General features: G+C 29.8%; 30 protein-coding genes and 1 riboswitch. Of the genes, 2 read left to right on the forward strand and 28 right to left on the reverse strand.

What is annotated here, in order from left to right; genetic code table 11:
* Nucleotides 1–9: 9 nt before the first annotated feature.
* From L21TH_RS06320 to L21TH_RS06430, 24 genes are all read right to left on the reverse strand, one after another.
* Complete coding sequence (locus L21TH_RS06320) at nt 10–516, reverse strand: gamma carbonic anhydrase family protein (protein ID WP_006312037.1); 507 nt, start codon at nt 514–516, stop codon at nt 10–12.
* A 2-nt stretch (nt 517–518) separates the two neighbouring features.
* Nucleotides 519–1,880: a thioether cross-link-forming SCIFF peptide maturase gene (gene scfB, locus L21TH_RS06325; RefSeq protein ID WP_006312039.1), complete on the reverse strand. Its 1,362-nt coding sequence runs from the start codon at nt 1,878–1,880 to the stop codon at nt 519–521.
* A gap of 117 nt (nt 1,881–1,997) precedes the next feature.
* Complete coding sequence (scfA, locus tag L21TH_RS14035; protein ID WP_006312043.1) at nt 1,998–2,138, reverse strand: six-cysteine ranthipeptide SCIFF; 141 nt, start codon at nt 2,136–2,138, stop codon at nt 1,998–2,000.
* Nucleotides 2,139–2,201: 63 nt separating this feature from the next.
* Nucleotides 2,202–2,588, reverse strand: coding sequence for a TIGR04086 family membrane protein (locus tag L21TH_RS06330; protein WP_006312045.1), 387 nt, complete (start codon nt 2,586–2,588; stop codon nt 2,202–2,204).
* A 117-nt stretch (nt 2,589–2,705) separates the two neighbouring features.
* Nucleotides 2,706–2,984 carry a preprotein translocase subunit YajC gene (gene yajC / locus L21TH_RS06335; RefSeq protein WP_006312047.1) on the reverse strand — a complete coding sequence of 93 codons (279 nt, stop codon included), beginning with the start codon at nt 2,982–2,984 and terminating at the stop codon, nt 2,706–2,708.
* Nucleotides 2,985–3,039: 55 nt separating this feature from the next.
* Nucleotides 3,040–4,155 (reverse strand): tRNA guanosine(34) transglycosylase Tgt, encoded by a 1,116-nt coding sequence (gene tgt, locus L21TH_RS06340; RefSeq protein ID WP_006312049.1) that lies wholly within the window; start codon nt 4,153–4,155, stop codon nt 3,040–3,042.
* Between the two features lie 35 nt (nt 4,156–4,190).
* Entirely contained in the window at nt 4,191–5,216 is a 1,026-nt protein-coding gene (gene queA / locus L21TH_RS06345) for a tRNA preQ1(34) S-adenosylmethionine ribosyltransferase-isomerase QueA (protein WP_006312051.1), read from the reverse strand.
* Nucleotides 5,217–5,228: 12 nt separating this feature from the next.
* The gene (locus L21TH_RS14945) at nt 5,229–6,869 is read right to left on the reverse strand and encodes a SpoIID/LytB domain-containing protein (protein ID WP_006312053.1); all 1,641 of its coding nucleotides are present in this window, start codon (nt 6,867–6,869) and stop codon (nt 5,229–5,231) included.
* Between the two features lie 30 nt (nt 6,870–6,899).
* Nucleotides 6,900–7,112 carry a DUF2905 domain-containing protein gene (locus tag L21TH_RS06355; RefSeq protein ID WP_006312054.1) on the reverse strand — a complete coding sequence of 71 codons (213 nt, stop codon included), beginning with the start codon at nt 7,110–7,112 and terminating at the stop codon, nt 6,900–6,902.
* A 10-nt stretch (nt 7,113–7,122) separates the two neighbouring features.
* Complete coding sequence (gene ruvB, locus L21TH_RS06360; RefSeq protein ID WP_006312055.1) at nt 7,123–8,133, reverse strand: Holliday junction branch migration DNA helicase RuvB; 1,011 nt, start codon at nt 8,131–8,133, stop codon at nt 7,123–7,125.
* Between the two features lie 18 nt (nt 8,134–8,151).
* The gene (gene ruvA / locus L21TH_RS06365) at nt 8,152–8,739 is read right to left on the reverse strand and encodes a Holliday junction branch migration protein RuvA (protein WP_006312056.1); all 588 of its coding nucleotides are present in this window, start codon (nt 8,737–8,739) and stop codon (nt 8,152–8,154) included.
* An 11-nt stretch (nt 8,740–8,750) separates the two neighbouring features.
* Nucleotides 8,751–9,245 carry a crossover junction endodeoxyribonuclease RuvC gene (gene ruvC / locus L21TH_RS06370; protein WP_006312058.1) on the reverse strand — a complete coding sequence of 165 codons (495 nt, stop codon included), beginning with the start codon at nt 9,243–9,245 and terminating at the stop codon, nt 8,751–8,753.
* 167 nt (nt 9,246–9,412) lie between these two features.
* Entirely contained in the window at nt 9,413–9,997 is a 585-nt protein-coding gene (locus L21TH_RS06375; protein WP_006312059.1) for a BofC C-terminal domain-containing protein, read from the reverse strand.
* A 53-nt stretch (nt 9,998–10,050) separates the two neighbouring features.
* On the reverse strand, nt 10,051–10,785 hold the full coding sequence (locus L21TH_RS06380) for a hypothetical protein (RefSeq protein WP_006312060.1): 735 nt from the start codon (nt 10,783–10,785) through the stop codon (nt 10,051–10,053).
* Nucleotides 10,786–11,055: 270 nt separating this feature from the next.
* Nucleotides 11,056–11,319, reverse strand: a complete 264-nt coding sequence (locus L21TH_RS06385) for a YkoF family thiamine/hydroxymethylpyrimidine-binding protein (RefSeq protein WP_006312061.1) — start codon at nt 11,317–11,319, stop codon at nt 11,056–11,058.
* A complete protein-coding gene (locus L21TH_RS06390) occupies nt 11,298–11,969 on the reverse strand; it encodes a class I SAM-dependent methyltransferase (protein WP_006312062.1) in 672 nt (223 codons plus the stop codon). The genes L21TH_RS06385 and L21TH_RS06390 overlap by 22 nt, the downstream gene beginning before the upstream one ends.
* A 20-nt stretch (nt 11,970–11,989) precedes the next feature.
* Nucleotides 11,990–12,742 (reverse strand): ABC transporter ATP-binding protein, encoded by a 753-nt coding sequence (locus tag L21TH_RS06395; RefSeq protein ID WP_034429496.1) that lies wholly within the window; start codon nt 12,740–12,742, stop codon nt 11,990–11,992.
* Complete coding sequence (locus tag L21TH_RS06400; protein WP_006312064.1) at nt 12,723–13,703, reverse strand: ABC transporter substrate-binding protein; 981 nt, start codon at nt 13,701–13,703, stop codon at nt 12,723–12,725. Before L21TH_RS06400 ends, L21TH_RS06395 begins: the two co-directional genes overlap by 20 nt.
* Nucleotides 13,704–13,716: 13 nt before the next feature.
* Entirely contained in the window at nt 13,717–14,490 is a 774-nt protein-coding gene (locus L21TH_RS06405; RefSeq protein WP_034429498.1) for an ABC transporter permease, read from the reverse strand.
* A complete protein-coding gene (locus L21TH_RS06410) occupies nt 14,462–14,752 on the reverse strand; it encodes a thiamine-binding protein (protein WP_006312066.1) in 291 nt (96 codons plus the stop codon). Before L21TH_RS06410 ends, L21TH_RS06405 begins: the two co-directional genes overlap by 29 nt.
* Nucleotides 14,753–14,854: 102 nt before the next feature.
* A riboswitch (TPP riboswitch) is annotated at nt 14,855–14,965 on the reverse strand.
* A 109-nt stretch (nt 14,966–15,074) separates the two neighbouring features.
* Nucleotides 15,075–16,559, reverse strand: a complete 1,485-nt coding sequence (locus L21TH_RS06415) for a methyl-accepting chemotaxis protein (protein WP_006312068.1) — start codon at nt 16,557–16,559, stop codon at nt 15,075–15,077.
* 110 nt (nt 16,560–16,669) lie between these two features.
* Nucleotides 16,670–17,584, reverse strand: a complete 915-nt coding sequence (locus L21TH_RS06420) for a pseudouridine-5'-phosphate glycosidase (protein WP_006312070.1) — start codon at nt 17,582–17,584, stop codon at nt 16,670–16,672.
* Nucleotides 17,578–18,672, reverse strand: a complete 1,095-nt coding sequence (locus L21TH_RS06425) for a PfkB family carbohydrate kinase (protein ID WP_006312072.1) — start codon at nt 18,670–18,672, stop codon at nt 17,578–17,580. The genes L21TH_RS06420 and L21TH_RS06425 overlap by 7 nt, the downstream gene beginning before the upstream one ends.
* Before the next feature lie 311 nt (nt 18,673–18,983).
* Nucleotides 18,984–19,625 carry a DUF4158 domain-containing protein gene (locus L21TH_RS06430; RefSeq protein WP_162138484.1) on the reverse strand — a complete coding sequence of 214 codons (642 nt, stop codon included), beginning with the start codon at nt 19,623–19,625 and terminating at the stop codon, nt 18,984–18,986.
* 326 nt (nt 19,626–19,951) lie between these two features.
* Between L21TH_RS06430 and L21TH_RS06435 the strand changes: the two genes are divergently transcribed.
* On the forward strand, nt 19,952–22,054 hold the full coding sequence (locus tag L21TH_RS06435; protein WP_006312076.1) for an ATP-dependent helicase: 2,103 nt from the start codon (nt 19,952–19,954) through the stop codon (nt 22,052–22,054).
* A gap of 146 nt (nt 22,055–22,200) precedes the next feature.
* A complete protein-coding gene (locus tag L21TH_RS06440) occupies nt 22,201–22,704 on the forward strand; it encodes an HPP family protein (protein ID WP_006312078.1) in 504 nt (167 codons plus the stop codon).
* A 291-nt stretch (nt 22,705–22,995) separates the two neighbouring features.
* Here the strand turns inward: L21TH_RS06440 and L21TH_RS06445 are convergent, their stop codons facing one another.
* The 4 genes from L21TH_RS06445 to cysK form a co-directional block, all read right to left on the reverse strand.
* Nucleotides 22,996–23,217 carry an alpha/beta-type small acid-soluble spore protein gene (locus L21TH_RS06445; protein ID WP_006312080.1) on the reverse strand — a complete coding sequence of 74 codons (222 nt, stop codon included), beginning with the start codon at nt 23,215–23,217 and terminating at the stop codon, nt 22,996–22,998.
* A 118-nt stretch (nt 23,218–23,335) separates the two neighbouring features.
* On the reverse strand, nt 23,336–24,076 hold the full coding sequence (locus L21TH_RS06450) for a YebC/PmpR family DNA-binding transcriptional regulator (protein WP_006312082.1): 741 nt from the start codon (nt 24,074–24,076) through the stop codon (nt 23,336–23,338).
* Between the two features lie 168 nt (nt 24,077–24,244).
* Complete coding sequence (gene nadE / locus L21TH_RS06455; protein WP_006312086.1) at nt 24,245–24,970, reverse strand: NAD(+) synthase; 726 nt, start codon at nt 24,968–24,970, stop codon at nt 24,245–24,247.
* A gap of 78 nt (nt 24,971–25,048) precedes the next feature.
* Nucleotides 25,049–25,966, reverse strand: a complete 918-nt coding sequence (cysK, locus tag L21TH_RS06460; protein WP_006312087.1) for a cysteine synthase A — start codon at nt 25,964–25,966, stop codon at nt 25,049–25,051.
* Nucleotides 25,967–25,984 lie beyond the last annotated feature (18 nt).

The following is a 25,984-nucleotide window of genomic DNA, read 5'->3' on the forward strand; positions in this document are numbered from 1 at the left end:
AATCTTTTGTTATTTTCTTTTATGCTTTTCTGAATATTTTACATAATTAATTGCTGATTCTTTTAGTTGCTTAATTTCTTCTTCAGTTAACTTTCGCACAACTTTAGCCGGAGAACCTAATACTAAAGTACCAGATGGTATTCTTTTACCAGGTGTCACAATACTCCCTGCTCCTATAAGTACATTGTCTTCTATTATAGCTCCATCTAATACTATTGCTCCCATCCCTACTAATACATTATTACCAATTTTGCATGCATGTATAATAGCTTTATGACCTACTGTTACATAATCTCCTATATCTGTTGTATATTCTTTTGATATATGGACCACACTACTGTCTTGAATGTTTGTGTACTTTCCTACGTTTATGGTGTTTCCATCACCCCTTAGTACACAATTGTACCAAACACTTGATTTTTCTCCTATATTAACTCTGCCAATAATCTCAGCACTATCAGCAATAAAGCAGCTTTCATGAATATTAGGCTTTATACCTTCATATTCTATTATCATCTTTATCCCTCCTGGTTAAGGTTTGCTGCTATTGACAATGCACATTCTATTCTTTTTTTCTCCATCTCACAACCTATTTTATCAGGTTTCTTAATATCCCCATTATTGTGATATGCATTAGCATGGCAACCTCCACTGCAATAAAATCTTGCCCAACAGTCCTTACAACCCTCTTTTGTAAATATATTGGCACTTTTAAATTTATCTCTTAATTCAGTATTTTGAATTCCGTTCCAGATATCACCCATTTTAAACTCTTCTTCACCAACAAATTGATGGCATGGATATAAATCTCCTTCTGGTGTTACCGCTACATACTCTGAACCAGCACCACAACCGGCAACCCTCTTAATAATACATGGACCTTGATTTAAGTCTGTCATAAAATGGAAAAACTGAAACCCTTTACCTTCTTTATGATATCTAATATACTCTTTGGATAGTTTTTCATATTCTTCTAAAATTATACCTAAATGTTCTTCTCTTATAGCATAATCAAACTTAGGGTCAGTAACTACAGGCTCTACTGATACAATATCAAATCCTAAATCCCTTATATAAAGAACATCTTTACTAAAGTCTAGATTTTTACTTGTAAATGTACCTCTTACGTAATATAGTTTGTCCCCTCTTTCATCAACTAATTTTTTGAATTTAGGTACAATTATATCATGACTACCTCCACCGTTTATTGTTTTTCTCATGTTATCATTAACTTCTTTTCTACCGTCTAAACTTAATACAACATTGTCCATATGTTCGTTTATAAACTTAATATTTTCATCATTTAATAGTACACCATTAGTAGTTATAGTAAATCTAAAATTTTTATTGTGTTTCTTTTCCAATTCTCTACCGTAGTATACTAATTCTTTTACAACATCAAAATTCATTAATGGTTCTCCACCAAAGAAATCGACTTCTAAATTTCTTCTATTGCCTGAGTTTTCAACTAAAAACTCTAAAGCCTTCTTCCCAACTTCAAGAGGCATAAGTAATCTTTCACCTTGAAAATCACCTTGTGAAGCAAAACAATATTCACATTTCAAGTTACAATCATGTGCAACATGTAAGCACATTGCTTTAATTACATTCTGACTATTATATTCAAAATCTTTCGGATATTTATCTTCACTAAATAATAGTTCATTTTCTTCTAAAATTTTAATTTCAGAATATGCTTCTTTAATATCATCTTCGTTGTACTTATCTTTTAATTTATCAATTACACTTTCTATATCATTGTCTTCATATAGTGAAACTATATCCCATACTAAATCGTCAACTACATGTACAGAACCACTGTTTATATCAAGTACTATCTTTTTGTTGTTCATCTCAAATCTATGTATTTTACTACTCATATTCCCGACCTCCTAAAATTATACTAAATTATTCTATTTATAATTTAATTAATAAAAATTCTATTTGTCTTATGCATTAAAAAAAAGTAGTGGTTTCCCACTACCTTCTATGTACTTTTAGTTGTTTTCACAAACTTGGTTTCCTACTGTACAAGAAGTTTTACAAGCTGACTGGCAAGATGTTTGGCATTCTCCACATCCACCTGTAGCTATAGTTTTCATTAAACTGCGTCCACTAATAGTTTTTATATGTTTCATACTATACCTCCTTGATATTTTTTCTGATTAAATTATAACACAAACTTACTCTTTAATAAAGATTTATTTTATGTTTATGCCTATCATACCTCCAACTACACCTGTTATAATAGATATTGCAACTTTCACCAAAAGATAAACATTATATTGCACATTACCTGATATCAACCTTCTAATTGCTATTAAAATTGCAATGTAAGCAAGTCCTACTATGGCTCCATTTAACCATCCTTTTTTATAAACTTTAAAGGCTACATATATAGAACCTATTGCAATACTCAATATCATTATTATTGAATCTACTGTTGGTATTACGCTTTCTGTTATATTTGTATAGGTTAATATTAAAGCAAATACAATAAATGATACTAGTGTAATTATAAAACTTAAAATTACTCCTTTAATTAAGGTCAAAGCATAATTATCTTTCTTACTATTTTTATATCTCAAAAACTCCACCCCCATGCATCCTTAGTAAAATTTATGCATTTATAATTTTTTTATTACATAAAAAAAGCTCCTGAACTTAATATTCAGAAGCTTTTTATGTACCTTATCATTTTTATGTTATTTTTCTTCACTTTCATTCTTTAGATTTCCTACTGCCCACTTACTTATAGTGAATTTTGTTTTATCAGCACCTACTTCAATTGTAATAATATCGTCTTTTATTTTGGTGATTTTACCATGTATTCCACCAATAGTAACAATTTCATCTCCTACTTTTAAGTTATTTCTCATTTCCCTAATCTTCTTATCCTTCTTTTGCTGTGGTCTAATTACTATAAAGTAAAAGATTACCAAAAATAAAATAGGTATTAATAATCCTGCATAACCTTGTTGCACCTTTATATCCCCCCCTTCATAAATTTATAATTCAACATATATTCAAAAACTCCTTTTAAATATAGCCGTATTTTCTATAAAATTCATTTTTATATTCTAGTAATCTATCTTCTTTAATAGCTTCTCTAATGTTTTCCATTAATTTTAATAAGAAATATAAATTGTGTATTGTTGCTAGTCTTGCACCTAAAATTTCATTAGCTTTAAATAAATGTCTTAAATAAGCTCTAGAATAGTTTTGGCAAGTATAGCAATCACATTCAGGATCTAATTTATTAAAATCCTTTTTATATTTAGCATTTTTTATTACTACTCTACCTTGACTAGTTAGGAATGTTCCATTTCTAGCCATTCTTGTTGGTAAAACACAATCTGCCATATCTATACCCCTTACTACAGCCTCAAATAAGTAATCAGGGCTTCCTACTCCCATTAAATATCTTGGTTTATTTTTAGGTAATAAAGGTACTGTGTAATCAAGAACTTCATACATTAATTCTGCAGGTTCACCGACACTTAGACCCCCTACTGCATAACCAGGGAAGTCTAGTTCTAGGAGGTCCTTAGCACTCTGTTCCCTTAAATCTTTATACATACCTCCCTGTACAATCCCGAACAAAGCCTGCTTTTCTGGGTTCTTATGAGCCTTTATACATCTTTTAGCCCATCTTGTAGTTCTTTCTAATGAATTTTTAACATATTCTCTATCACTAGGATATGGTGCGCATTCATCAAATGCCATTATAATATCTGAACCTAGTGAATTTTGTATTTCAATAGATTTTTCTGGACTAATGAAATGTTTAGAACCATCAATGTGGGATCTAAATTCTACTCCTTCTTCTGTTATATTTCTCAAATGTCCTAAACTAAATACTTGAAAACCTCCGCTATCTGTAAGAATTGGTCCATCCCAATTCATAAATTTATGTAATCCACCTGCTTCTTTAATCAACTCATGTCCTGGTCTTAAATAAAGATGATAAGTATTACTTAATATAATCTGTGCACCAATATCCTTCAATTCTTCTGGAGTCATGGTTTTTACAGTCGCTTTAGTACCTACAGGCATAAATATTGGAGTTTCTATTACACCATGAGGTGTATGCAATTTACCTAGTCTAGCATTACATTCTTTTGATTCTTTTATTAGTTCATATTTTATAGCCATTTCATACCTCCTTGTCATTAGTACATGTGTTTTCTTTATTTTATAAACATAGCATCTCCAAAGCTGAAAAATCTATATCTTTCTTCTATCGCTTCATTATAAGCATTGAGTACATTTTCCTTACCTGCCAATGCACTCACTAACATTACCAAAGTTGACTCAGGTAAATGAAAATTAGTTATAAGTTTATCAACAATTTTGAATTTATAACCAGGATATATAAATATATCAGTCCATCCTTTCTTAGCCGAAACCTTGCCATCGCCAGCTGCCACAGACTCCAATGTTCTAGTAGACGTTGTGCCTACTGCTATGACACTACCTCCATTTTCTCTTGTTTCATTTATTAATTTAGCAGCCTCTTCGCTAATTTCATAATATTCTGAGTGCATATCATGTTCTTCTATATTTTCTACCTTCACAGGTCTAAATGTGCCTAATCCTACGTGTAAGGTAATATATGCAATGTTGACTCCCTTTTTCTTTATTTTATCTAGTAGTTCATTAGTAAAATGTAGTCCCGCAGTAGGTGCAGCTGCTGAACCTTCTTTTTTTGAATATACTGTTTGATATCTTTCTTTATCTTCTAATTTTTCTTTTATATATGGAGGAAGTGGCATTTCCCCTAATCTATCTAGTACCTCTTCAAAAATTCCATCATACTCAAATTTAACAATTCTAGCACCACCCTCAACTATATCTATCACTTTTGCTTTCAATAATCCATCACCAAAAACTATTTTTGTACCTATTTTAGCTTTTCTTCCTGGTTTAACTAAAGTTTCCCACTTATCGCCTTCTAATCTATTTAGTAATAAAAACTCTACTTTTCCACCTGTTTTTTCTCTTTTTCCAAATAATCTAGCTGGTATTACTCTTGTATCATTTAATACTAAACAATCTCCCTCATTAAGATAATCAATAATATCTGCAAAAACTTTATGCTCAATTGCACCAGTATTTTTATCTAATACCATTAACCTTGAAGATTCTCGGTTTTTTAGTGGATGTTGTGCTATAAGTTCTTCTGGTAGGTCAAAATAAAAATCTCTAGTTTTCATTTGCATCATCCTTTACTCAACTTTTGTTCCTGTGTAATAGTATTCTAATATTTGTTTATAATTATAGCCTAGTTCAGCCATTCTTTTAGCTCCCCATTGACTCATACCCAAGCCATGGCCCCATCCTTTACCTTTTAATACATAAGTTTTTGGAATAACAGGGATTTTTCGTTCATTTATTCCATTAGTAATAACAAACTCTTTATCAAAATTTTTACTTAAAATAGTAGTTCCATCACCTGTAATTACTGAAGTTTTTCTAAGTGCAGTTTTAACAGTGTTAGAATCATATCCATCCATTATATAAACATCTGAATCTGTGCTTACATTAAACTGTGTACTCTTTACTTTACTTGTACCAAATATGTATCTTACTTTTTCTTTTTCTAATATCTCTATATCATCTGTGCCTTCTATTTTAAGCTCTAGTACTCTGCCGTGCTCTGAATAATTTATTGGTTCAAAGGCTACTACTTCACCAACATTAATTTCACTTTCCTTTAATTCATTTTGTATTTCATCTTTCTTTAATACAAGTTCCCATTCAGCATTTGGCGAATTTAATGAAAACTCATCTTTTACTCCTCTTAAATACGGTACATGCGAAGTCCATATATTTTCACTATTTTCAGTATGTCCTCCACTTGATGAATGATAATATGCATAGATAGGTTTACCCATATATTTTATAAGTTTATTTCTTGTTTCTTTTACAGCCTTATTAGTTTTACTGTGCTCCCAATCATATCCTCCATAAACTTGACAATCTTGAGTATCACATAAATCATATCCTAGGTCACTATGTTTATTTAAGTTAACAATAGTGTAGTTTCTAGCAGCTACAGCTTGAGCTTTAAGTGCCTCTAAAGGCCAATCATATGACATCTCTCTAGGCACTACACCATAAAGATAATGATTCAATTTTACATAGTTTATAACAATTAATTTATTTTCATGTACATTAAAAGTTAAATAGTCCCTATAGTTGTTATCTTCCACACCAATTATTGCTTCTTTATTTAACTCTTTAGCCTTCAAATATATATTTTCCTTAACATTAAACATTAAAATGATATTTTCTTTTTCATCCTGTATGACTACTCTTTTATCATTATTACTAACCAAAGTAATACCTTCATCAATATCCTTTAACCTTTTTATATCCTTTTCTGCTAATTCTTCTGATGGATATTGACCAATCCATATTTTAAAGCCATTTTTATAGACTGGATATGCTTGTACACTTAAATTTTTTATTTTTTCTATCTCCTTTATGGTTTCGCTATATGTATCAAATGTTTTTGAAAGCTCAATATGATATGGCCCTATTTCAGGTTTAATCTCATTTTCGTTATCTTTGTTTATAAATATGTATTCTTCATTCTGAATATCATAATAACCATCAAGTCTTACTGTGTAACATTTATCGTTTAAAGTAAATAAGTTTTTAAACTCATTATCAAATTGACCTATCTCTATACCATTAACACTTGTTATTTTGACTTGATTGTCAGATTTTAATGGTCTTTTAAGTCCTATCCTAATGTATTTATCATTATTATCGCTACTAAATACTAAACTATATAAATTAATCAGTAATAAAATTATAATTGAAACAGAAGTAAGTTTTTTTATAACATTTCTCTTTTTCAATACTACACTCCCTTTCGTGTAGATATAGTATTATCTTCTAAAAAATAAATTAAGAATTAATGTAAATAAAATACTTAAAATTATGGAACTCACAATGGGAAAGAAAAAGGTTACATTTCCCTTTTGTATCAATAAATCTCCTGGTAACTTTCCAAATCCCAACTTTTGTGCTAAAAGTATAGCACCACCAATAAGTAATAAAACAATGCCTATTGATACTAAAATTCTACCTATTTGTTCCATATACACCACCTTATTTATTTTCTTTTATTATTCCAAAATGGTCGTATGCAGCTTTTGTCACAGTTCTACCTCTAGGTGTTCTATTGAGAAAACCTATTTGCAATAAGTAAGGCTCATAGACATCTTCTAGAGTATTTCTTTCTTCCCCAATTGATGCAGCTAACGTATCTAGTCCTACAGGGCCGCCATCAAATTTATTAATAATTGTGAGTATTAATTTTTTATCCACTGAATCTAATCCTTTATCATCAACTTCTAATAAATCTAATGCCTTTTTAGCTACGTCTTGATCAATATTTCCATTCTCTACTACTTGTGCATAGTCCCTAACTCGTTTTAACAATCTATTTGCAATACGAGGTGTACCTCTAGACCTCTTAGCTATCTCTAAAGCACCATTTTCGTCTATTTTCACATTTAATATGTTTGCAGACCTCATTACTATACTCTTTAAACTAATCACGTCATAAAAATCTAGTTTACAAAGCACACCAAATCTATCTCTTAATGGAGAGGTAAGCAATCCCGCTCTAGTTGTAGCCCCTATCAAGGTGAATCTTGGCAAATCAAGTCTTATAGATCTAGCATTTGGACCTTTACCTATAATTATATCCAGTGCATAGTCCTCCATAGCAGGATATAATATTTCCTCTACACTCCTATTTAATCTATGTATTTCATCTATAAACAATACGTCATTTTCACCTAAATTAGTTAATATAGCTGCCAAATCTCCTGGTCTATCTATAGCTGGACCTGAGGTTATTCTTATACTAACCCCCATCTCATTTGCTATAATATTAGCCATAGTCGTCTTTCCAAGTCCAGGAGGACCATATAAAAGTACATGGTCTAATGATTCCTTTCTACCTTTAGCTGCTTGAATAAATATTTTTAGCTTTTCTTTTACTTTATCTTGCCCTATATAATCTTCTATCGATTTTGGTCTTAAACTATTTTCTATTTCATTGTCCTCTTCACGTAGCTGTCCTGTTACTATTCTATTCTCCATTTCTTCCATAGTTTTCATTCCCTTTCTCTATTTTTTAGAAAGTTCTTTTAATGCAATTTTAATTATTTCTTCTGTTTTCAGATTTTCTTTATTAATTTTAGCTAATACATTATTACATTCATTTCTAGTATAACCTAATGAAAGTAATGCTCCAATAACTTCATCAATATTGTTTGTATTTTCAATAACTCTATTTTCTTCGATAACTATATTATTATCAATTTTATCCTTCAATTCAAGAATAATTCTTTTAGCAGTTTTTTTACCTATTCCTGGAGCTTTAGACAGTGCTTTAATATCATCGTTTATTATTGCTAACTTAATATTATTTGTGCTTAACGTAGATAATATTGCTAATGCTACCTTAGGTCCTATACCTGAAACAGACATAAGTAATCTAAACATATCAACTTCATCTTTGGATATAAATCCATATAAAGTTATAGCATCTTCTCTAACATTCAAATAAGTATATATTGTCGATTCTTCAACATTGTCTTCCATACTCATTATAGAGTTTTTTGAAGTATATATCAAATAACCTATTCCATTATTCTCAATAACTATATAATCTACACCCTTTTCAGTCACTCTTCCCTTTATATACTTGTACACTTTATCACCTCTTATCTAATTTTAAACATATCTTTAAAACCGCCTGAATGAGCATGACATATAGCAACTGCTAACCCATCTGCTACATCATCTGGCTTAGGTATTTCTTTTAAATTAAGTAAAATCTTTACCATTTCTTGAACTTGTTTTTTTTCAGCTCTACCATATCCAACAACACCTTGCTTTACTTGAAGTGGAGTATATTCAAATACATCAACTCCATAATTAACAGCAGCTAGTAGATGGACACCTCTTGCCTGTCCAACATCTATGGCAGTTTTTACGTTTTTGTTGAAAAATAATTCTTCTATTGCCACTGCATCTGGTTTATGTAAGGTAAATAATTCCATATATTCATCATATAATATTTTTAATCTTTTAGGAAAAGGCGTTTTAGGGCTTGTAGTAACAGCTCCATATTCTATTACTTTAAATTTATTACCTGTATATTCAATAACCCCATATCCTGAAATTGCAACCCCCGGGTCAATTCCAATTATCTTCATTTAATCAGCTCCTCTATACAAACATATATTCGCTATTTTATCACTAAACTCCTTTTAAGACAACTTTTTTGATTCTCCATAAGCTCTTTATACCATAAAATAAAGCTAGGCTATTTTAATTTTAGCAGCCTAGCTTTATTTTACCAATAAGTCAAACATCTCATTTATTAACTTATAAAATTTTCTAGCACATCAGTTATTTTATCTTCACTATCAACTATAATCCCTTTCTTTAATTTCTCTTGGTCTATTTTCTTCAACGTAGTAATTGACACATTAATAATTTTGTACGGTTTTCTCTCTCCATTTTTATTTATTTTAAAAATCGCTATTTTTTCATCTTTAACTCCTATAATATAGTGATTCGGACATAAATGTTCTTTTTCAATTTTTATTACAACTCTATCGTGAGAAAACAAAGCTACTTTCCATTCTTGGTTTATACTATGAATATAATTTTTAAATTCTTCTTCGTCCATGTTAATCATTTTTATATCTGGATTTTTTACTTCTGATTTATAGTGATTGCATTTTAAGTAATGTGTTATATACTCTATGTCAGTATTTGGTCCTATATAAACATCATCTTTTGCATTAATTTCAATTTCATTATCTTTTTCTTCACTACCTATTATTTCATTAGGTGGTTTTTCATTTTTCTGAACATCTATTACAAAGTAACCAATCATAAAGCTAAAAAACGCAACTATCAAACAAGTTATTGCTAATGATAATATTGATACTTTTTTCATAAATATCCCTCCCGGACTATCTAGAGGGATATTTTTTCCAATATTATATTAAATTATACATATCTCTTTAATACTTTATCATTTATAGCATACCAGCATGCTTCTTTATATATCTTCTTTAAGTTCTTTATTAACACTGACACTACAGATTTATACACTTTATCTAGTTCATCTTTTTTAAGCTTATAGCATTCTTCTTTTATACTAAAATCATAAGGATTAAAATCCATTTTCAGCTGTTTATCAATGTATTTATCTATATTTTTCAACTTATTCTTTATTACTTTGTCAGAAAATGTATACACTAAATCCTCTAAATATTTATTATTTCTCTCTAACGCATCTATCTCTCTACCTACTTTTAATTGTATATCTCGCACTTCTTTATCAGTACAATTAAAATGAAATAAATATTCACTTTTATATATAAACTCTAATCCATGTTTTTTAATAGTTTTTTCTTCTAATCTATTAACCCACTTCGCATTTGAAAAACCATACTTATAACCCTCGAGATAAAAACACAGTTCTAACCTATTAACGTCTTCATGCAAAAGCAGACTGATATTGTGTGCAATTACATCAGCATTCTCTCTATTTTTAAAAACATATTTTAATCTTCTTTTAATTTTTTTAGTAGTTATGTATTTGGGATATATATTGCTTATATTCTCTTCTAAATCGTATAACGCTAAAAGCACATATATTGAATTAACGTCGCTATTAAACAAGAAATTATTTTTTAAGCCTTCATATATATCCCACAACTTTAAAGAAGCAGTGGCCATCAGAAGTCCCTCCCTCTAGCAATTATTGCCAATCGGTAGAAGGGTTATAACATAAGTTATTCATAATTTGTTAGAAATACGGTGACAATTAAATATATTATCAAATTTTTTTCGAGTTGCATAGAGCAAATTTGAAATTTATTAATTTTTTCTTACAAAAAACGTGTTTTTTTATAGTTAGGTTTACTTATTTTGTTAAAGTTTAGTGTTTTTTGTATTTAAGAATAAAAAAATCCTGTGTTTAGATTAATCTAAACACAGGATTTTTTTCTAAACTTCACAACCACAAATATTTGATATCTTAACATCCATAGTAAATTTACATTGATTGTCCATTGTATTATATATTTCAGTAATTAATTTTAATATTTTCTCTTTATTTCCTCGTATGGTTGTTGATAAAATACCTATATCATATTCTAATTCATATGACTTAATTATATCTAGTACTTTATTTACATCATCAATATAGTTATCGCTTATAATAGGGGTAAAAGTAATCTGACAAGAAGCTATTTTTTCCATAGAACGCATATAAACCCTCCTCTTTCCATATTAGATAAATCCTTTTCTTTTTCCATACTTATATCTTTTTCATCTATATTTGGAGGTATAAATAAACATTCTGCCGTATCTACTAAATAATTACTTTTTAGCTTCTTAAGTTCATCTAGGGTTTTAAATTGTGCATATTTAAAAATACTATTCTTTTGAAATTCCTCTGATAAATAAAGCTCACCCCAAGCACTCTTTTTATTTATGGTACCAATTAAAACCTGTCCATCCTTCTTTACTACTCTAAAAATTTCTTCTATTGCTTTTTCAGGCTCTTTTATAAACTCAAATGCTGCCATTGAAAATACAGCGTCAAAACTTTCATCATCAAATTTAATATTATATACATCCATATTATAAAATTCTATATCTAAATTATTTTCTTTTGCCTTATTTTTAGCTATATCTAACATTTCATCAGAAATATCTATTCCTACAACTTCACAGCCCATTTTGGCTAGTTCAATGCTATAATTACCAGTTCCACATCCTACATCTAATACTTTCATACCTTTACGAGGACTAAAAAGTTCAAATGCACATTCTTTTTCTACCTTATCTACAAATTTCCCTAACTTACTTTCATACCAAGCATCATAGGAGTTAGCTTCATTATCAAACACAGCCATATTAACACCCTCTTTTTAGTTTATAAAATGTTTAAGACATGTCTTTTAAGGTCGTTAAATTCTTTTGAGGTAAGAATTTCTTGAGTACGCGGCTTTGGTAAATCTATTCTTATCTCTTTTTTTATTGTAGCAGGTCTATCAGATAGGATATATATCCTATCTGATAGAAATATAGCTTCTTCAATATCGTGAGTTATAAATAATATAGATGCTTTTAATTTTTCTAAAACTTCTAATAGCCAATACTGCATTTTAGTTTTTGTTATTGCATCTAGTCCACCAAAGGGTTCATCTAGAAGTATTACATCCTTCGAAAACATATAAGTTCTCATCAATGCTGCTCTTTGCCTCATTCCGCCAGATAGTTGAAATGGATATTTATACTCAAATCCTGATAAACCAAAAACCTCAAAATAATCTTTAACTTTTTTCCTTGCTTCATTTTTACTATGTCCTTTTATAATTAATGGAATTGATACGTTATCTATAATTTTTTTCCAGGGCAATAATAAGTCTTTTTGATACATATAACTCACTCTACCAGTTATACCAGTATATTTTTCATCATCTATAAATACATCTCCTGAATCTGGCTTTATTAAACCTGCTATCATATTAAAAATAGTACTTTTTCCACAACCACTTGGTCCAATAACAGAAACGAACTCATTTTCTTGTAAAGTTATAGATACGTTGTTTACAACTAACATATTATTGAATTTCTTAATGAGGCTTTGAGCCAAAAGTTTTGTACTATTTTGGTAAGTACTCATTTGTATATGCCTCTTTCGCATCTAATTTTTTATTAATTAATCCTCTCTCATACATCCAATTTGCATAATTTCTCCATATTTTTTCTTTCATTTCCCCCCATCTTTTTGCATCTGCTTTATATTCATTTGCTAAATATTTCTGACTTGCTACAGCTATTTCCTTGTCTATTTCTGGAGCATATTTTAAAAGTGAATTTACAGCATCCTCTGGATTATCTATAGCATATTCATACCCTTTTGTCGTTGCTCTTAAAAATCTTTTTGCTAATTCAGGAGCATTTTGTAATAATTCTTCGTTTGCAATTATAACTGGTGTATAAAAATCTAGATTAGGGTCAACGTCTTGTAGTCTTATAAAGTTTATAGGAAAGTCTTTAAGTTCGGAAGCTACACCATCCCAACCATAGTAAATCCAAGTAAAGTCTACGTGCTCCTTTACACTAGTAAAGAAGTCTAGTGCTCCTATATCTACCATTTCTAATTTTGAAAAGTCTGCATTATATTTTTCCATTAATGCTTTTAACATTGCCTCTTCAACAGGTGAGCCCCATCCTCCATATTTTTTTCCTTCAAAATCTTTTGGTGTCTTTATGCCTTTTTCAACTGGCGATGCAAATCCTGATGTATTATGTTGTATAATTGCTGCTATTGCCTTTACAGGCAGCGGATTATCGGATGTTCTAGCATAGGTTACCTGCTCTTGATAACTTATTCCAAATTCTCCTTGTCCTGCTGCTATTAAATCAGCACTTCCTCCTTCTGAAGGCTGTATGATTTCTACATTTAATCCTTCTTCTTCATAGTATCCCTTATCTAAAGCTACATATAATCCTGTATGATTAGTATTAGGCACCCAATCTAACAAAACAGTAACATCCTTTTTTTCCTCCGTTTTAATACATCCTGATAATGGAACTAATGTTAATAAAGCAATTAATAAAAGTGAAACAATCTTTTTCATGGTATATTACCTCCTATTCATTTTCTTTTAATTCCTTTGACCAAGGCATAAGTAAATTTTGAATGATACATATAAACTTAAAGAAAATCATGCTTAAAACAACTATAATTAAAATGACAGCAAAAAATTTATCGTAGGCATATGAATGTTTTATACGCATCATATAAATACCAAGACCTGCTTTTCCTCCCATCCATTCTCCTATTATGGCACCCATTATACTGTAAGTTGCTGCTATTCTAAGTCCTGAAAAAAAGCTTACTAAAGATGCAGGAAATTTTACAAGTCTAAAAATATGAAGTTTACTTGCACCCATTGATTTTAATAAATTAAGTAAATCCTTATCTACAGATTCCAATCCATGAAGCAAACTTACTAACACAGGAAAAAAGCACACTAATATAACAACTATAACCTTGGGGAGTTTACCAAATCCGAACCACATTGCAAACAAAGGTGCTAAAGCTATTAAGGGAACAGTTTGAGATACAATTACTATAGGATATATAGCTTTTTTTATTAAAGGTACATTGTCCATTAATATTGATAATACTATGGCTAATCCCACAGCTATCGTAAAACCTAAAAAAGCTTCCTGCAATGTTATCATAATATGATTCATAATATTAGGTAGTATTTCTACAAACGTTATCAGTATATCTGTAGGAGAAGGCAAAGTGAATCTGTCTACTATTCCATTGTCTACTGTAAATTGCCATACTAACAAAATCAGTGAGAAAAAAATTATAGGTACTAACTTATTTTCTATATTTTCCAACCTTTTCATCCATAGTCACACCTTCTGGTTTATAATCTATTTTAACCACTGACAATACCCTTGATGCACCTTCTTTTATGCATATTTTCTGTGCTTCTTTAACTATATCTATAAGTTCTTCAAATTCTCCTTCCATAGTTGTTTCCATAGGTCCTACCTCATATTTTACCCCACATGAATCAATATACTCTATAACCTTATCTACAACTTCATATAATCTTTCGTCTTTTACTCTAGGCAATACCTGTAAGCTTATATTGACTGTAGGCATCTTAGCAAACCTCCTTTCATAAAAAAACCTTTATCCCAAACTAGGATAAAGGTTGATTGCAAATTGATTTAAAGCATATACCACTATACAAATGCATAGCAACACTTAAGTCAAACTGCTCCCTTCGCTAGTATTACCTAGTTCAGGTTATGTGGGTCGGTACAATAACAGTCCCCTCTCAGCCGGATTCATCCAGCTCCCCAGCGTATATTCTGTTGTAGGTACATTGTATTACACAAAATTGTATTTGTCAACTATTGTTAATTAATTATTATCAAAATTACTAAGGCTATAATATCCATCGTGGCCTTTCATATTGCTTTTATAAATATTTTTTTAATTTGTTAGAAGTATTAATTAATTCTACTACTATTTCTTTAGCCCTACTAGAATGACTAACATGTTCATTGGTCATAGCTGTTGCCTGTTGAGCATTAGCCATGGTCTCTTCAGATACAGCTGATAAATTTGAAATAGCTTCGTTAATTTTTTCATTTGCCTCTAAAATATCACTAATTCTATCATTTACAGTCGAAATCCCATCCCTTACATAAACAGTCTTTCTATTTATCTTCTCAAGAGTTTGTTCAGTTTTAAATATTAAATTAGTTTGTTCGTCATTTAAAATTTTTAGGTTATTAACTGCTTGAACACTTTTATCACTTTCATCTATTAACTCTTTAATAATATCTGAAATATTGTTAGCTGATTCTTTAGTCTGGTCTGCTAAATTTTTAATTTCGTTAGCAACAACTGCAAAGCCTCTGCCTAGCTCCCCTACACGAGCTGACTCTATTGCTGCATTAAGTGCTAATAAATTCGTTTCTTCAGTTATATTAGTAATAACTTCTATTATGTTTTCAATAGAAGCAGTCTTTTGTCTTAATTGTGTTATTATGTTTTGTACATTACTATATTCTTCATTTACCGATTTGTTCTTATCTGATAATTGGTTTGCTACTTCTAGTCCTTTATTAACAACATCTGCAGTTTCTACTGCTGATTTGTCTATTTCCTTTGATACATTTAACGTTTCTGTGATTTTATCCTGTATTTGATTTGCAAAAAGAGCTTGATTTTGTATATCTTCTGATGTAGTAGTTGAACCTTGAGCAATTTCTTCTACTGCTTGTCCAACACCCTTAGAAGATGTATCTATTTTATCTACTATGTCTCCTATCTCAGACGTATAATTTTGTAAAACCTTTACTACTTCAGTAATATCATCAATAGCCTGCTTTTGAATGTCACGTACTTCTACTATTTCATTGAAATTTTTACTTGTTTCTACTCTAAGTTTATTCGTAATAGAAACTACTAAATTTATAACAAATATAAACATAATTATAGTTCCCATTTGCAGTGTGTAATTTGATGTAGCCTCATGACTAACCTGTCCATTAAAAACGCTATAACCAATTTTAAATATATTTAATAAAAAAGCACTAATACTTACTCCATAAACAAACTTCTTATCTGCATATAAGCTATAAACTGTGATCATTGGAAATATAAACACGAAAGTCAAAATAAACTTACTAGTTAAATATAACCATGCATATACTATAAAGAAACCTGTTACTGTTATGTACTTAATCCACTTACTTTTATTATTCTTTTTATAAAAAATATTAGATATTAATGTTGCCAAAATTAAAATACCTGATAATGTAGAAACTTCTAATAAACTCCTCCCACCTTTTAAATACTCACTAAGAACTCCAACAAAAACGATAAATGTTATTAACCAACTAGCTATTACAACTGAAAAGTTTGCTTTTTTCATAAAATCAAGTTCTTTTTTCAAGTTCCCACCCCTATCTGTATTTTGTTGTGTCATTAAGATTATTCTACATTTTTCTGCATATTCCTCTGTTTTTATTGTAAATTAATTGTTAAAAGAAATATGTTTTACCCTTAATATTTTGATAATTCTGCAGCTAATTTTGCTCCAACTTTAGCATTATTATATACAAGCCCTATATTTGACTCTAGACTTTTACCTGAAGTTATAGATTTAATTTTATCTAAAAGAAATGGAGTAGTTTCCTTTCCTTTTATACCTAACTTCATAGATTCCTTAAGTGCATCTTCTATTGCATTATTTATAATATCATAATCCATTTGATATTCCTCTGGAATTGGATTGCCTATAACTAATCCACCTTTTAAGTCCAAATCCCATTTTGTTTTAATTGCTGTGGCTAATTCTTTAACAGAATCAACTTTGTAGTCGACTTTAAATCCACTTTTTCTAGTATAAAAGGCTGGAAACTCATCTGTTTTATAGCCAATCACAGGTACCCCATGGGTCTCTAGATACTCTAAAGTAAGTCCTATATCTAGAATTGACTTTGCTCCAGCACATACAACTGCAACATTAGTATTAGCAAGCTCCATCAAATCCGCTGATATATCAAAGGTTTCTTGTGCATTTCTATGTACACCACCTATTCCTCCAGTTACAAAAACTTTTATTCCTGCTATAGCTGAAATAATCATTGTAGCTGCTACTGTAGTAGCTCCATTTATTTTTTTGGCTATAATAAATGGTAAATCCCTTCTACTTGCTTTTGCTATATTATCTGAAGTTGCCATAAATTCAAGTTCTTCTGCATTTAAGCCAATCTTAAGTTTTCCATCTATTATTCCTATAGTTGCAGGTACAGCACCATTTCTTCTTACAATTTCCTCTACCTTTTTTGCAGTTTCTACATTTTGAGGATAAGGCATACCATGAGAAATAATAGTTGATTCTAAGGCTACTACCGGTCTTCCTTCATCTAATGCTTTTTTCACCTCTGGTTTTATATCTAAATATTTTTTTAGCATGTTTTATCAACTCCTTTTAATTCATTTATTTTTTCTACTGACATATTAGGATTTATTGTATTTTCATGGGATAATGCTAAAAGCGATGCAAATATTCCATATTTAGCACTTTTCTGTACATCGAATTTATGAATATAAGAGTACACTAAGGCTGCCATAAATGCATCACCAGCTCCAGTTGCATTTATAACATTTATTTTAGGTGGTCTTATAATTCCTAAACATCCTTCATCAGCATAGTAGACTCCTTCTTTACCTAATGTAATAAACACTCTCTTTACTCCACGCTCTAAGAAATATACTGAAGCTTTTTTAGCATCATTTATGTTTTCTATTTTGATATCTGATAATATTTCAGCTTCTAATCTATTTGGTTTTATAGTGTGGAATTTACCAATCATATCTTTAACCTTCTTTGCCTTTGTTGTAGATACAGTATCCAAGAAAAATACCTTATCGCCAAAATTTGTTATTAAATATTCTATGGTATCCTTTGGGATATTAGTATCAATTATCACTACTTCTGAATTCTTTATAAGATGTGACTTCTCTGTAATATAATTTGAATTTAGCTTTTGAAATATATCCATATCAGATATCGCTACCCTCATGTCGCCTGTTTCATCTAAAATTGATAAATAGGTTGAGGTTTGTTTATCATTTAAGATTAACATATTATCCATATCTATTCCTGCCAGTCTACACTCTTCTATAATCTTCTTCCCATATACATCATCACCAACAACAGATAGTAGTTTCACAGGTACACCTAATTTCACCAAATTTTCTGCTATATTCCTTCCAACACCTCCAAGTGATAGCCTTACTTTCCCTGGATTTGAATCCTTCATTACCAGTTTATTTCTGGTAAATCCTTGAATGTCTATGTTAGTACCCCCTATTACTGTTACATACCTTTCTTCTTTTAAAATATAGCCTTTACCTTTAATATAACCTTTCTTTATCAAATTACCTATATGTACAGCTACTGATGAGCGTGCTATTCCTAAAGTATCAGCTATTTCCTGTTGTGATATCATTGGATTTTTTCTAATTAACTCAAATATTTCCTTCTCACGATTCGTCAAACGCACCACCAACTTTTGTTTAATTTTTAAACCTTTGTTTATTCTATTTTAGCTCAATTTAATAAAATAATCAAACTTTTATTTTAATTATGGGGTACCACCAACATCTCCGACAAAACTCACACTAAGACAATATTTGGAAACGTAAACGCTATTTTGTTCACGTTAAGAAATGAAAATTGAACAGAGATATATAGTATAATTCTCTGCTCAATTTTCTATTATGTTTGTTGTAATCATCAAAGCTTTGCATTAAGGACGTTACAAATTCAACGGTCTTAAATTTGTTGAATCAGGAATATTTCTACTATTTAAGTGATATTCTCCAAGCAAATTAATAAGCTCCAGGCTAAGGGCGATATATGTTTTAATAAGTCCTCATTTACACCAGTCATTTCTTTTAGATGTCCTACTGCTTTTTGTAAGAATGAATGTGGTTCATACTTAGACCCTAGTCTATAAAGCTGACGGATTCTATTTCTATGAAGTCTTTTAATATTTAAATCTAATCTCAGTTTTCTTATTTCATTGAGCTTATCAATTGTTTCTATAAAAGTTCTAGGAGAAGGAAATCCATTATCAGAACGGAGCCATCCTAGTTTTGTTACAGCTTCTTCATCTTCTCCATTTATAAGAATATTCATTAGTAACTTTTGTTGTTTTGAAAGGCTATTGTTAATTATTTCAAAGATATGCTCTTCAGCTTTGATACGAGCTTGGTTTACTGCTTTTTCTAGAACTGTTATACCAGGTAGTATTATATTTTTCTTTCTCAATTTACTTATAGCAATTTTCATCAGATTAATAGCATTATCATTTTCTAATGCATGGGGGAATATTTCTCCTTGAAGACTTAAAAAGTCTTTATCGGTAAAATTGCGATATCTATAGATATCCATAGACATCTCTAATCTCTTGTAAATGTTCGCATCTAGTATTTTCTCTTTTAGCACAGTTGTTACAAGTATAGAAGAAAAACCATTCACATCAATATTATTTCATAACTTAACGTATAAGTACATTAATGGCAAATGGTTACTTGTTAAACTAGAAGAAAATGCATAAAATCGCTAAATGGAAACTCTAGGTTAATTAACCTAGAGTTTCTTATTGTGCATTCATACTGGGTGCCCATATAAAGTAGAGAAATAAAGGTTCATTTCTCTACAATGCAGCTTAAAACCGAATTATTCTCTTCATTCTCTACAAAATTAAAATTAAGTATTTTTATTATATATGTTAAAATAGATTGTAAGCTTTTATGCTTAGGAGGATGGAAATGTATAAAAACTTTTTTGAAAAATTGGATAAAAAACTAAATATAAAACTTAACGAACAACAAAGACAAGCTGTATTACACAAAGATGGTCCAGCTCTAGTTTTAGCTGTTCCTGGTGCTGGTAAGACTACAGTATTAATATGTAGAACAGCAAATTTGATTCTTAATCATAATGTAAATCCAAACAACATATTATCACTTACTTTTAGTAGAGCTTCAGCTATTGATATGAAAAATAGATTCAAAACACTTTTTGGAGACTTAATTTCACAAAACATTCATTTTTCTACTATTCATAGTTTTGCCTATAAAGTTATACGTGAATATGCTCAAAGTAAAAGAGTAAGATATACTCTTATTGAAGGAAAAAATTCAAAGGTAAATAAGAATCAACTTCTTAAGCATATTTATATGGAAATAAACAATAAACGTATTAATGATGACAAGCTTGAGGATTTATTAAATGCTATAGGTTACATAAAAAATATGATGATAGATATAAACGATGATGAATTTAAGAAATCTTATAACATTGGAATCGAAAACTTCAAGAAAATATTTATTGAATATGAAAATTATAAAAATCAAAATAATCTCATAGACTTCGATGATATGCTTACTCTTTCTTATAATATATTGAGAAATAATCCTTCTATTCTTAACAGATATAAAAATAAATATAAATACATTCAAATAGATGAGGGACAAGATACATCTAAAATACAAAACTCTATTATTTCTTTATTAGCATCACCTCTTAATAACATATTTGTAGTGGCAGATGATGACCAAAGCATTTATGGGTTTAGAGGAGCATATCCTGAAGCATTAATAAATTTTAACGAAATATATCCTAATTCTAAAACTTTTTTCATGGAAGAAAATTTCCGCTCAACTAAAAACATAGTTACTGTTAGTAATAACTTCATTAAAACCAACACTATACGTTACAATAAAAATTTATATACTAATAATCCAAGTTTAAGACCTATATCTATTGTTAAACTTAAAGATGAATATGACCAGTTAGATTATTTAGTCAAAGAATTGAAGGGCTCAGCTGATTTATCTGAAACAGCAATTCTTTACAGAAACAACATAACTTCTATATCATTGGTAGATAAATTATCAAGACATAATATACCATTCTATTTAAGAGATACTAAACTTAACTTCTTTAAACACTGGGTTATACAAGACATGATTTGCTTTTTCAAATTAATTTTAAATAACTGTGATATAGCTTCATTTGAGAAAATCTATTATAAGATGAAAGGATATATATCAAAGGCAGCTATAAATTACATTAAACAAAAGGATTGTGATAAATCTGTCTTTGATATATTGTTAGAATATCCTGAGTTTAAACCATTTCAAAGAAATAATATTGTGGAACTTGCATCAGATTTTAAGCGTTTAACAAAGAAAAATCCTCATAGAATAATCCAGCTAATAGAAGATGATTTAGAATACAGTAAGTATTTAGACGACCATTGTATTAAACTTGGTCATTCACTAACTACTGCTAAAAATGTTTTATCAACTTTGAAGATGCTTGCTCTAGAAACAAATACAATAACAGAGTTTTTATCAAGGTTAAAAGCTTTATACAATTTATTAGATAATAGAGCTTATGCTCATAGAAATGATAGTGTGTTTTTATCTACCCTACATTCATCTAAAGGTCTAGAATTTAAAAATGTATATATAGTTGATTTAATAGATGGTGATATACCTATTTCTAGTAGCATCGACTTATATGAACGAGGAAATGTAAAGTATATTGAAGAAGAAAGAAGACTATTCTATGTTGGAATGACAAGAGCAAAGGAAAACTTAAAGCTATTGACAATAAAATTAAAAAATAATGAATTTGTTCAACAGTCGAGATTTTTAGATGAGCTAGAAGCAATAATTAAAGGTCCAAATAAAACTTCTGATAAAAAAATAGGTATAGGTTCAACTGTTATACATAAAAAGTTTGGTAAAGGAAGAATTAAAGCAATTCAAGATAATATAGCTACAATTAGTTTTGAAAGCTCTGGCATAAAACACTTATCGTTAAACTTTTGTATTCAAAATGGAATAATGAACACTTTATAATTAATTTAAGGATAGGGATTCTTCCCTATCCTTAAATTTTGTAGTTTTGAAGTTATTTTAGTTTTATTATATAATGAATTTTATGTGGAACTCCTTAACTTAGTTCACTTTTCGTTAATTATATTAAGCAATGGAGGGTAATTATAATGGAATTATTCGACAAAAAAGCCAAAGAAAGTATAGGTAGATATGTATTACAATGTGCACTAGCTACAGCTTCAATTTTAGTTACTTTAATATTTATTAATTTATTTACTTATACAACAATTATTGCAAGTCTTGGAGCTACAACATTTATAGTCTTTACTATGCCTAGTAGCTACCCAGCTAGACCTCGCAGTCTAACTGGCGGTTATTTAACTGGAATTGTTATAGGAGCTATGATGCATTTGATTGCAAATTTACTATTAACGAATTTTTTCCCTAATTATGAACACATTATCTTTACAATATTTGGTGCTTTATCTGTTGGCTTATCTATATTTATAATGGTAGTTACAGACGCAGAGCATCCACCAGCAGCTGGTTTAGCCCTTGGCCTTGTGCTTAGTGACTGGACATATATGACTTTATTCTTCGTTTTTTCTGCAGTTTTAATTATGCTAGGGCTAAAGAAATTATTGAAACCATATTTATTGGATTTAAGATAATATACCTATAAAAATTATGATATCATTTTTTAAATATATACAAAAAACGTTGCAAAAGCACTCATAATCATTAATGCAGCAATTGTAATAGCTACTATCTTCTTAAGCTTATTTGTCATTTAACTTCTCTCCTTTTCTTTATTTTCTTATTTAATATTTTAGCAAATATTTATTATAAGTAAATACTAAATCATTAACTATTGTTTTTTATTTTGTTGTCATTTATGATAACATCTGTTATGAGTTGATTGATATATAAAAAGAAGGTCAAAATGACCTTCTTTTTATATATCAATACCTTTTATTTCTGTCTATTAACTCTTTTTCACCCATTTCTACTAGCTTACGTGTCATGTTACCACCTACATATCCTCCAAATAAGCCATTTTGCCTTGATGTCATATTCCCGTTATAGTCAGGAGTATTTGTGATTCCTAATTCATTTGCAATCTCATATTTCATTTCATCAAGTGCTATTTTAGCATTGGGATTAAGTGGTCTTCTTCTAGTCAATTTTCACACCTCTTTTTATAAAGTTATTATTATTTTATGTATAATCATACATTACATACTAGATAATATTGTTAAAATTTAAATCCCCTATATGATTTAACATACAGGGGATTTTTGCTTACTCCATGCCCTCTGGCATATCCCAGTTGTGATATACCTCTTGAACATCGTCATTATCTTCAAGGGCATCTATTAGTTTAGACATGTTCTTTATATCATCTTCACTAGTTAGTTTTGTTGTTGTTTGAGGAATAAATGAAACCTCTGCTGTAGAAAATTTATAACCTGCTTCTTTTAAGTTATCCCTAACTTCTGGAAAATCTTCAGGAGCTGTAGTTATTTCAAAATATTCTTCTTCAGTACTAAAATCCTCTGCTCCAGCTTCTATAGCTTGCATCATTAATTCTTCTTCATCTATATCATCTATCTTATCTATAATTAACACACCTTTTCTATCAAACATAAATGATACACAACCACTCGCTCCAAGATTTCCACCATGTTTCGAGAAGTAGTGTCTTACGTCTGCTGCAGTACGATTCTTATTATCTGTTAAACATTGTACCATAACTGCAACTCCAGATGGTCCATATCCTTCATACATTATTTCTTCATAATTTGCTCCATCAGTTTCTCCTGCTCCTCTTTTTACAGCTCTATCTATGTTATCATTTGGCATATTGGCAGCTTTTGCTTTTTCAATAGCAGTTTTTAAGGCAGGGTTGTATTCAGGATCAGCTCCACCTTCTTTTGCAGCAACAGTTATCGCTCTCGCAAGCTTAGTGAAGATTTTAGCCCTTTTAGCATCTTGTCTACCTTTTCTATGCTTAATGTTAGCCCATTTTGAATGTCCTGCCATTCTTAAATCCTCCTTTTATTTATAAATTAATAAATTGCTTAAATCTTTTTATCTAAGTAGATTACAGCTTTATAGTAACTTAATCACATAAAAGTACCAAACTTAATTTTATCATATTAATCTTAAAAATAAAAGCTATATTCCAAAAGTAAAAGTAGGGTCTAACCCCTACTCTCCTCTTTTAAACATAAGTGGCATTCTTCTTTTGTGCTCACTAGCTTTATTCATTCTTTCGATTTTTTCCTTTACTTCTGACTCTGCTTCACCACTTTTTATGTAATTATCTAATTCCTTATAACTAAAGCCCATTTCATCTTCATCTGTTTGATTTTCCCATAGTCCAGCAGACGGTGGTTTATTAATAATTATTTCTGGTATATTTAGATACTTTGCTAATTCTCTAACCTCATATTTAACAAAATCGGCAATTGGTAATAAATCTACACCACTATCTCCAAACTTTGTAAAATATCCAATTGTTAATTCACTTTTGTTCCCAGTTCCACAAACTAAATATCTATTTTTTTGTGCATGATAATATAATGTAGTCATTCTCAATCTTGGCTTAATGTTAGAAGTAGCTAATCTGTTTGAACCATCATCGTTAACTGCTTCTATAAACTTATCAAATACATCAGTTAAATCAACCTTTTTTACATCTAAATCTAACGCTTCAACTACTAGTCTAGCATGTTCTTCGTCTTGTTCATTACTATGGGCTGGCATAATTATACCTAATGAATTGTTAGGAAAAGCTTTCTTAGCTAATCCAGCTACTACTGCTGAATCAATTCCTCCACTTAAACCAAATACAAGACCATTACATCCTGCTTCTTCAACTTTTTCTTTTAGCCAATCGACAAGTTCATTACATACTTTCTTCACGTTCTCCATTTCGTTTTCCCTCCAGTTAATATTCATACAGCATGATAGCAAAATAATAACATAGAAATTTGTTGAAATCAAATGAAATTAGTCAAATATTCCCGTACTCAAGTATCTTTCACCACTATCAGGAGCTATAACTACTATTCTCTTACCTTTACCTAATTTCTTTGCCTTCTTTATTGCAGCATATATAGCAGCTCCTGATGATATTCCTACTAAAACACCTTCTTTTCTTGCTACCTTCCTCATAATTTCCATAGCATCTTCACTTCTCACTTTTTCTATACTATCTATCAGTTCAGTATTTAATACTTTAGGTATAAACCCAGCTCCTATCCCTTGAATCTTATGTACTCTAGGCTCTCCACCTGATAATACAGGTGATTTATAAGGTTCTACTGCTACTATCTCTACTTCAGGCATTTCTTTTTTAATAACTTCAGCTATTCCAGTAATCGTACCTCCAGTACCTACACCTGCTATGATAACATCTAGTTTTTTATCCATTTGTTTTAGAATTTCTTTTGCTGTAGTTTTTATATGTGCTTTAGGATTATTAGGATTATCAAACTGCTGAAGCATAAAGTAATTTGGATTTTTTTCAACTAGTTCCTTTGCTTTTTCAATTGCTCCTTTCATTCCTTTTTCACCTGGTGTTAATACTATTTCAGCTCCATAAGCCTTCATTAAATTTCTTCTTTCAACACTCATTAAATCAGGCATTACTATTTTTACTTTATACCCTTTTGCTGCTCCTATCATTGAAATACCTATTCCAGTATTACCACTTGTAGGCTCTACAATGACAGAATCTTTTTTTAGTTTACCTTCCTCTTCTGCTTTTTCTATCATATGTAATGCTATTCTATCTTTAACACTACTTCCTGGATTAAAAGACTCTAATTTTACATATATATCAGAAACTTCACTTTCTACAACTTTATTTAATTTTAACATCGGAGTGTTTCCAACAAGCTCTGTAATATTTTTTACTACTTTCATTACATTCACCTCATATTA

This window comes from Caldisalinibacter kiritimatiensis, from assembly GCF_000387765.1.
Classification (GTDB): domain Bacteria; phylum Bacillota; class Clostridia; order Tissierellales; family Caldisalinibacteraceae; genus Caldisalinibacter; species Caldisalinibacter kiritimatiensis.

Bases quoted from the DNA above. Each gene is read 5' to 3' on its own strand.
- L21TH_RS06450 (WP_006312082.1), bottom strand. From the start codon at position 24,076: ATGGCAGGACATTCAAAATGGGCTAACATTAAGCATAGAAAAGGTAGA.
- L21TH_RS06405 (WP_034429498.1), bottom strand. From the start codon at position 14,490: ATGAAAAGGTTGGAAAATATAGAAAATAAGTTAGTACCTATAATTTTT.
- L21TH_RS06380 (WP_006312060.1), bottom strand. From the start codon at position 10,785: ATGGCCACTGCTTCTTTAAAGTTGTGGGATATATATGAAGGCTTAAAA.
- L21TH_RS06400 (WP_006312064.1), bottom strand. From the start codon at position 13,703: ATGAAAAAGATTGTTTCACTTTTATTAATTGCTTTATTAACATTAGTT.
- ruvB (WP_006312055.1), bottom strand. From the start codon at position 8,133: ATGGAAGAAATGGAGAATAGAATAGTAACAGGACAGCTACGTGAAGAG.
- L21TH_RS06385 (WP_006312061.1), bottom strand. From the start codon at position 11,319: ATGCGTTCTATGGAAAAAATAGCTTCTTGTCAGATTACTTTTACCCCT.
- queA (WP_006312051.1), bottom strand. From the start codon at position 5,216: ATGAAAACTAGAGATTTTTATTTTGACCTACCAGAAGAACTTATAGCA.
- L21TH_RS06440 (WP_006312078.1), top strand. From the start codon at position 22,201: ATGGAATTATTCGACAAAAAAGCCAAAGAAAGTATAGGTAGATATGTA.
- ruvC (WP_006312058.1), bottom strand. From the start codon at position 9,245: ATGAAGATAATTGGAATTGACCCGGGGGTTGCAATTTCAGGATATGGG.
- scfA (WP_006312043.1), bottom strand. From the start codon at position 2,138: ATGAAACATATAAAAACTATTAGTGGACGCAGTTTAATGAAAACTATA.
- L21TH_RS06395 (WP_034429496.1), bottom strand. From the start codon at position 12,742: ATGAGTACTTACCAAAATAGTACAAAACTTTTGGCTCAAAGCCTCATT.
- nadE (WP_006312086.1), bottom strand. From the start codon at position 24,970: ATGGAGAACGTGAAGAAAGTATGTAATGAACTTGTCGATTGGCTAAAA.
- L21TH_RS06390 (WP_006312062.1), bottom strand. From the start codon at position 11,969: ATGGCTGTGTTTGATAATGAAGCTAACTCCTATGATGCTTGGTATGAA.
- scfB (WP_006312039.1), bottom strand. From the start codon at position 1,880: ATGAGTAGTAAAATACATAGATTTGAGATGAACAACAAAAAGATAGTA.
- L21TH_RS06375 (WP_006312059.1), bottom strand. From the start codon at position 9,997: ATGAAAAAAGTATCAATATTATCATTAGCAATAACTTGTTTGATAGTT.
- L21TH_RS06355 (WP_006312054.1), bottom strand. From the start codon at position 7,112: ATGGAACAAATAGGTAGAATTTTAGTATCAATAGGCATTGTTTTATTA.
- L21TH_RS06320 (WP_006312037.1), bottom strand. From the start codon at position 516: ATGATAATAGAATATGAAGGTATAAAGCCTAATATTCATGAAAGCTGC.
- L21TH_RS06420 (WP_006312070.1), bottom strand. From the start codon at position 17,584: ATGCTAAAAAAATATTTAGATATAAAACCAGAGGTGAAAAAAGCATTA.
- L21TH_RS06435 (WP_006312076.1), top strand. From the start codon at position 19,952: ATGTATAAAAACTTTTTTGAAAAATTGGATAAAAAACTAAATATAAAA.
- L21TH_RS06410 (WP_006312066.1), bottom strand. From the start codon at position 14,752: ATGCCTACAGTCAATATAAGCTTACAGGTATTGCCTAGAGTAAAAGAC.
- cysK (WP_006312087.1), bottom strand. From the start codon at position 25,966: ATGAAAGTAGTAAAAAATATTACAGAGCTTGTTGGAAACACTCCGATG.
- tgt (WP_006312049.1), bottom strand. From the start codon at position 4,155: ATGGCTATAAAATATGAACTAATAAAAGAATCAAAAGAATGTAATGCT.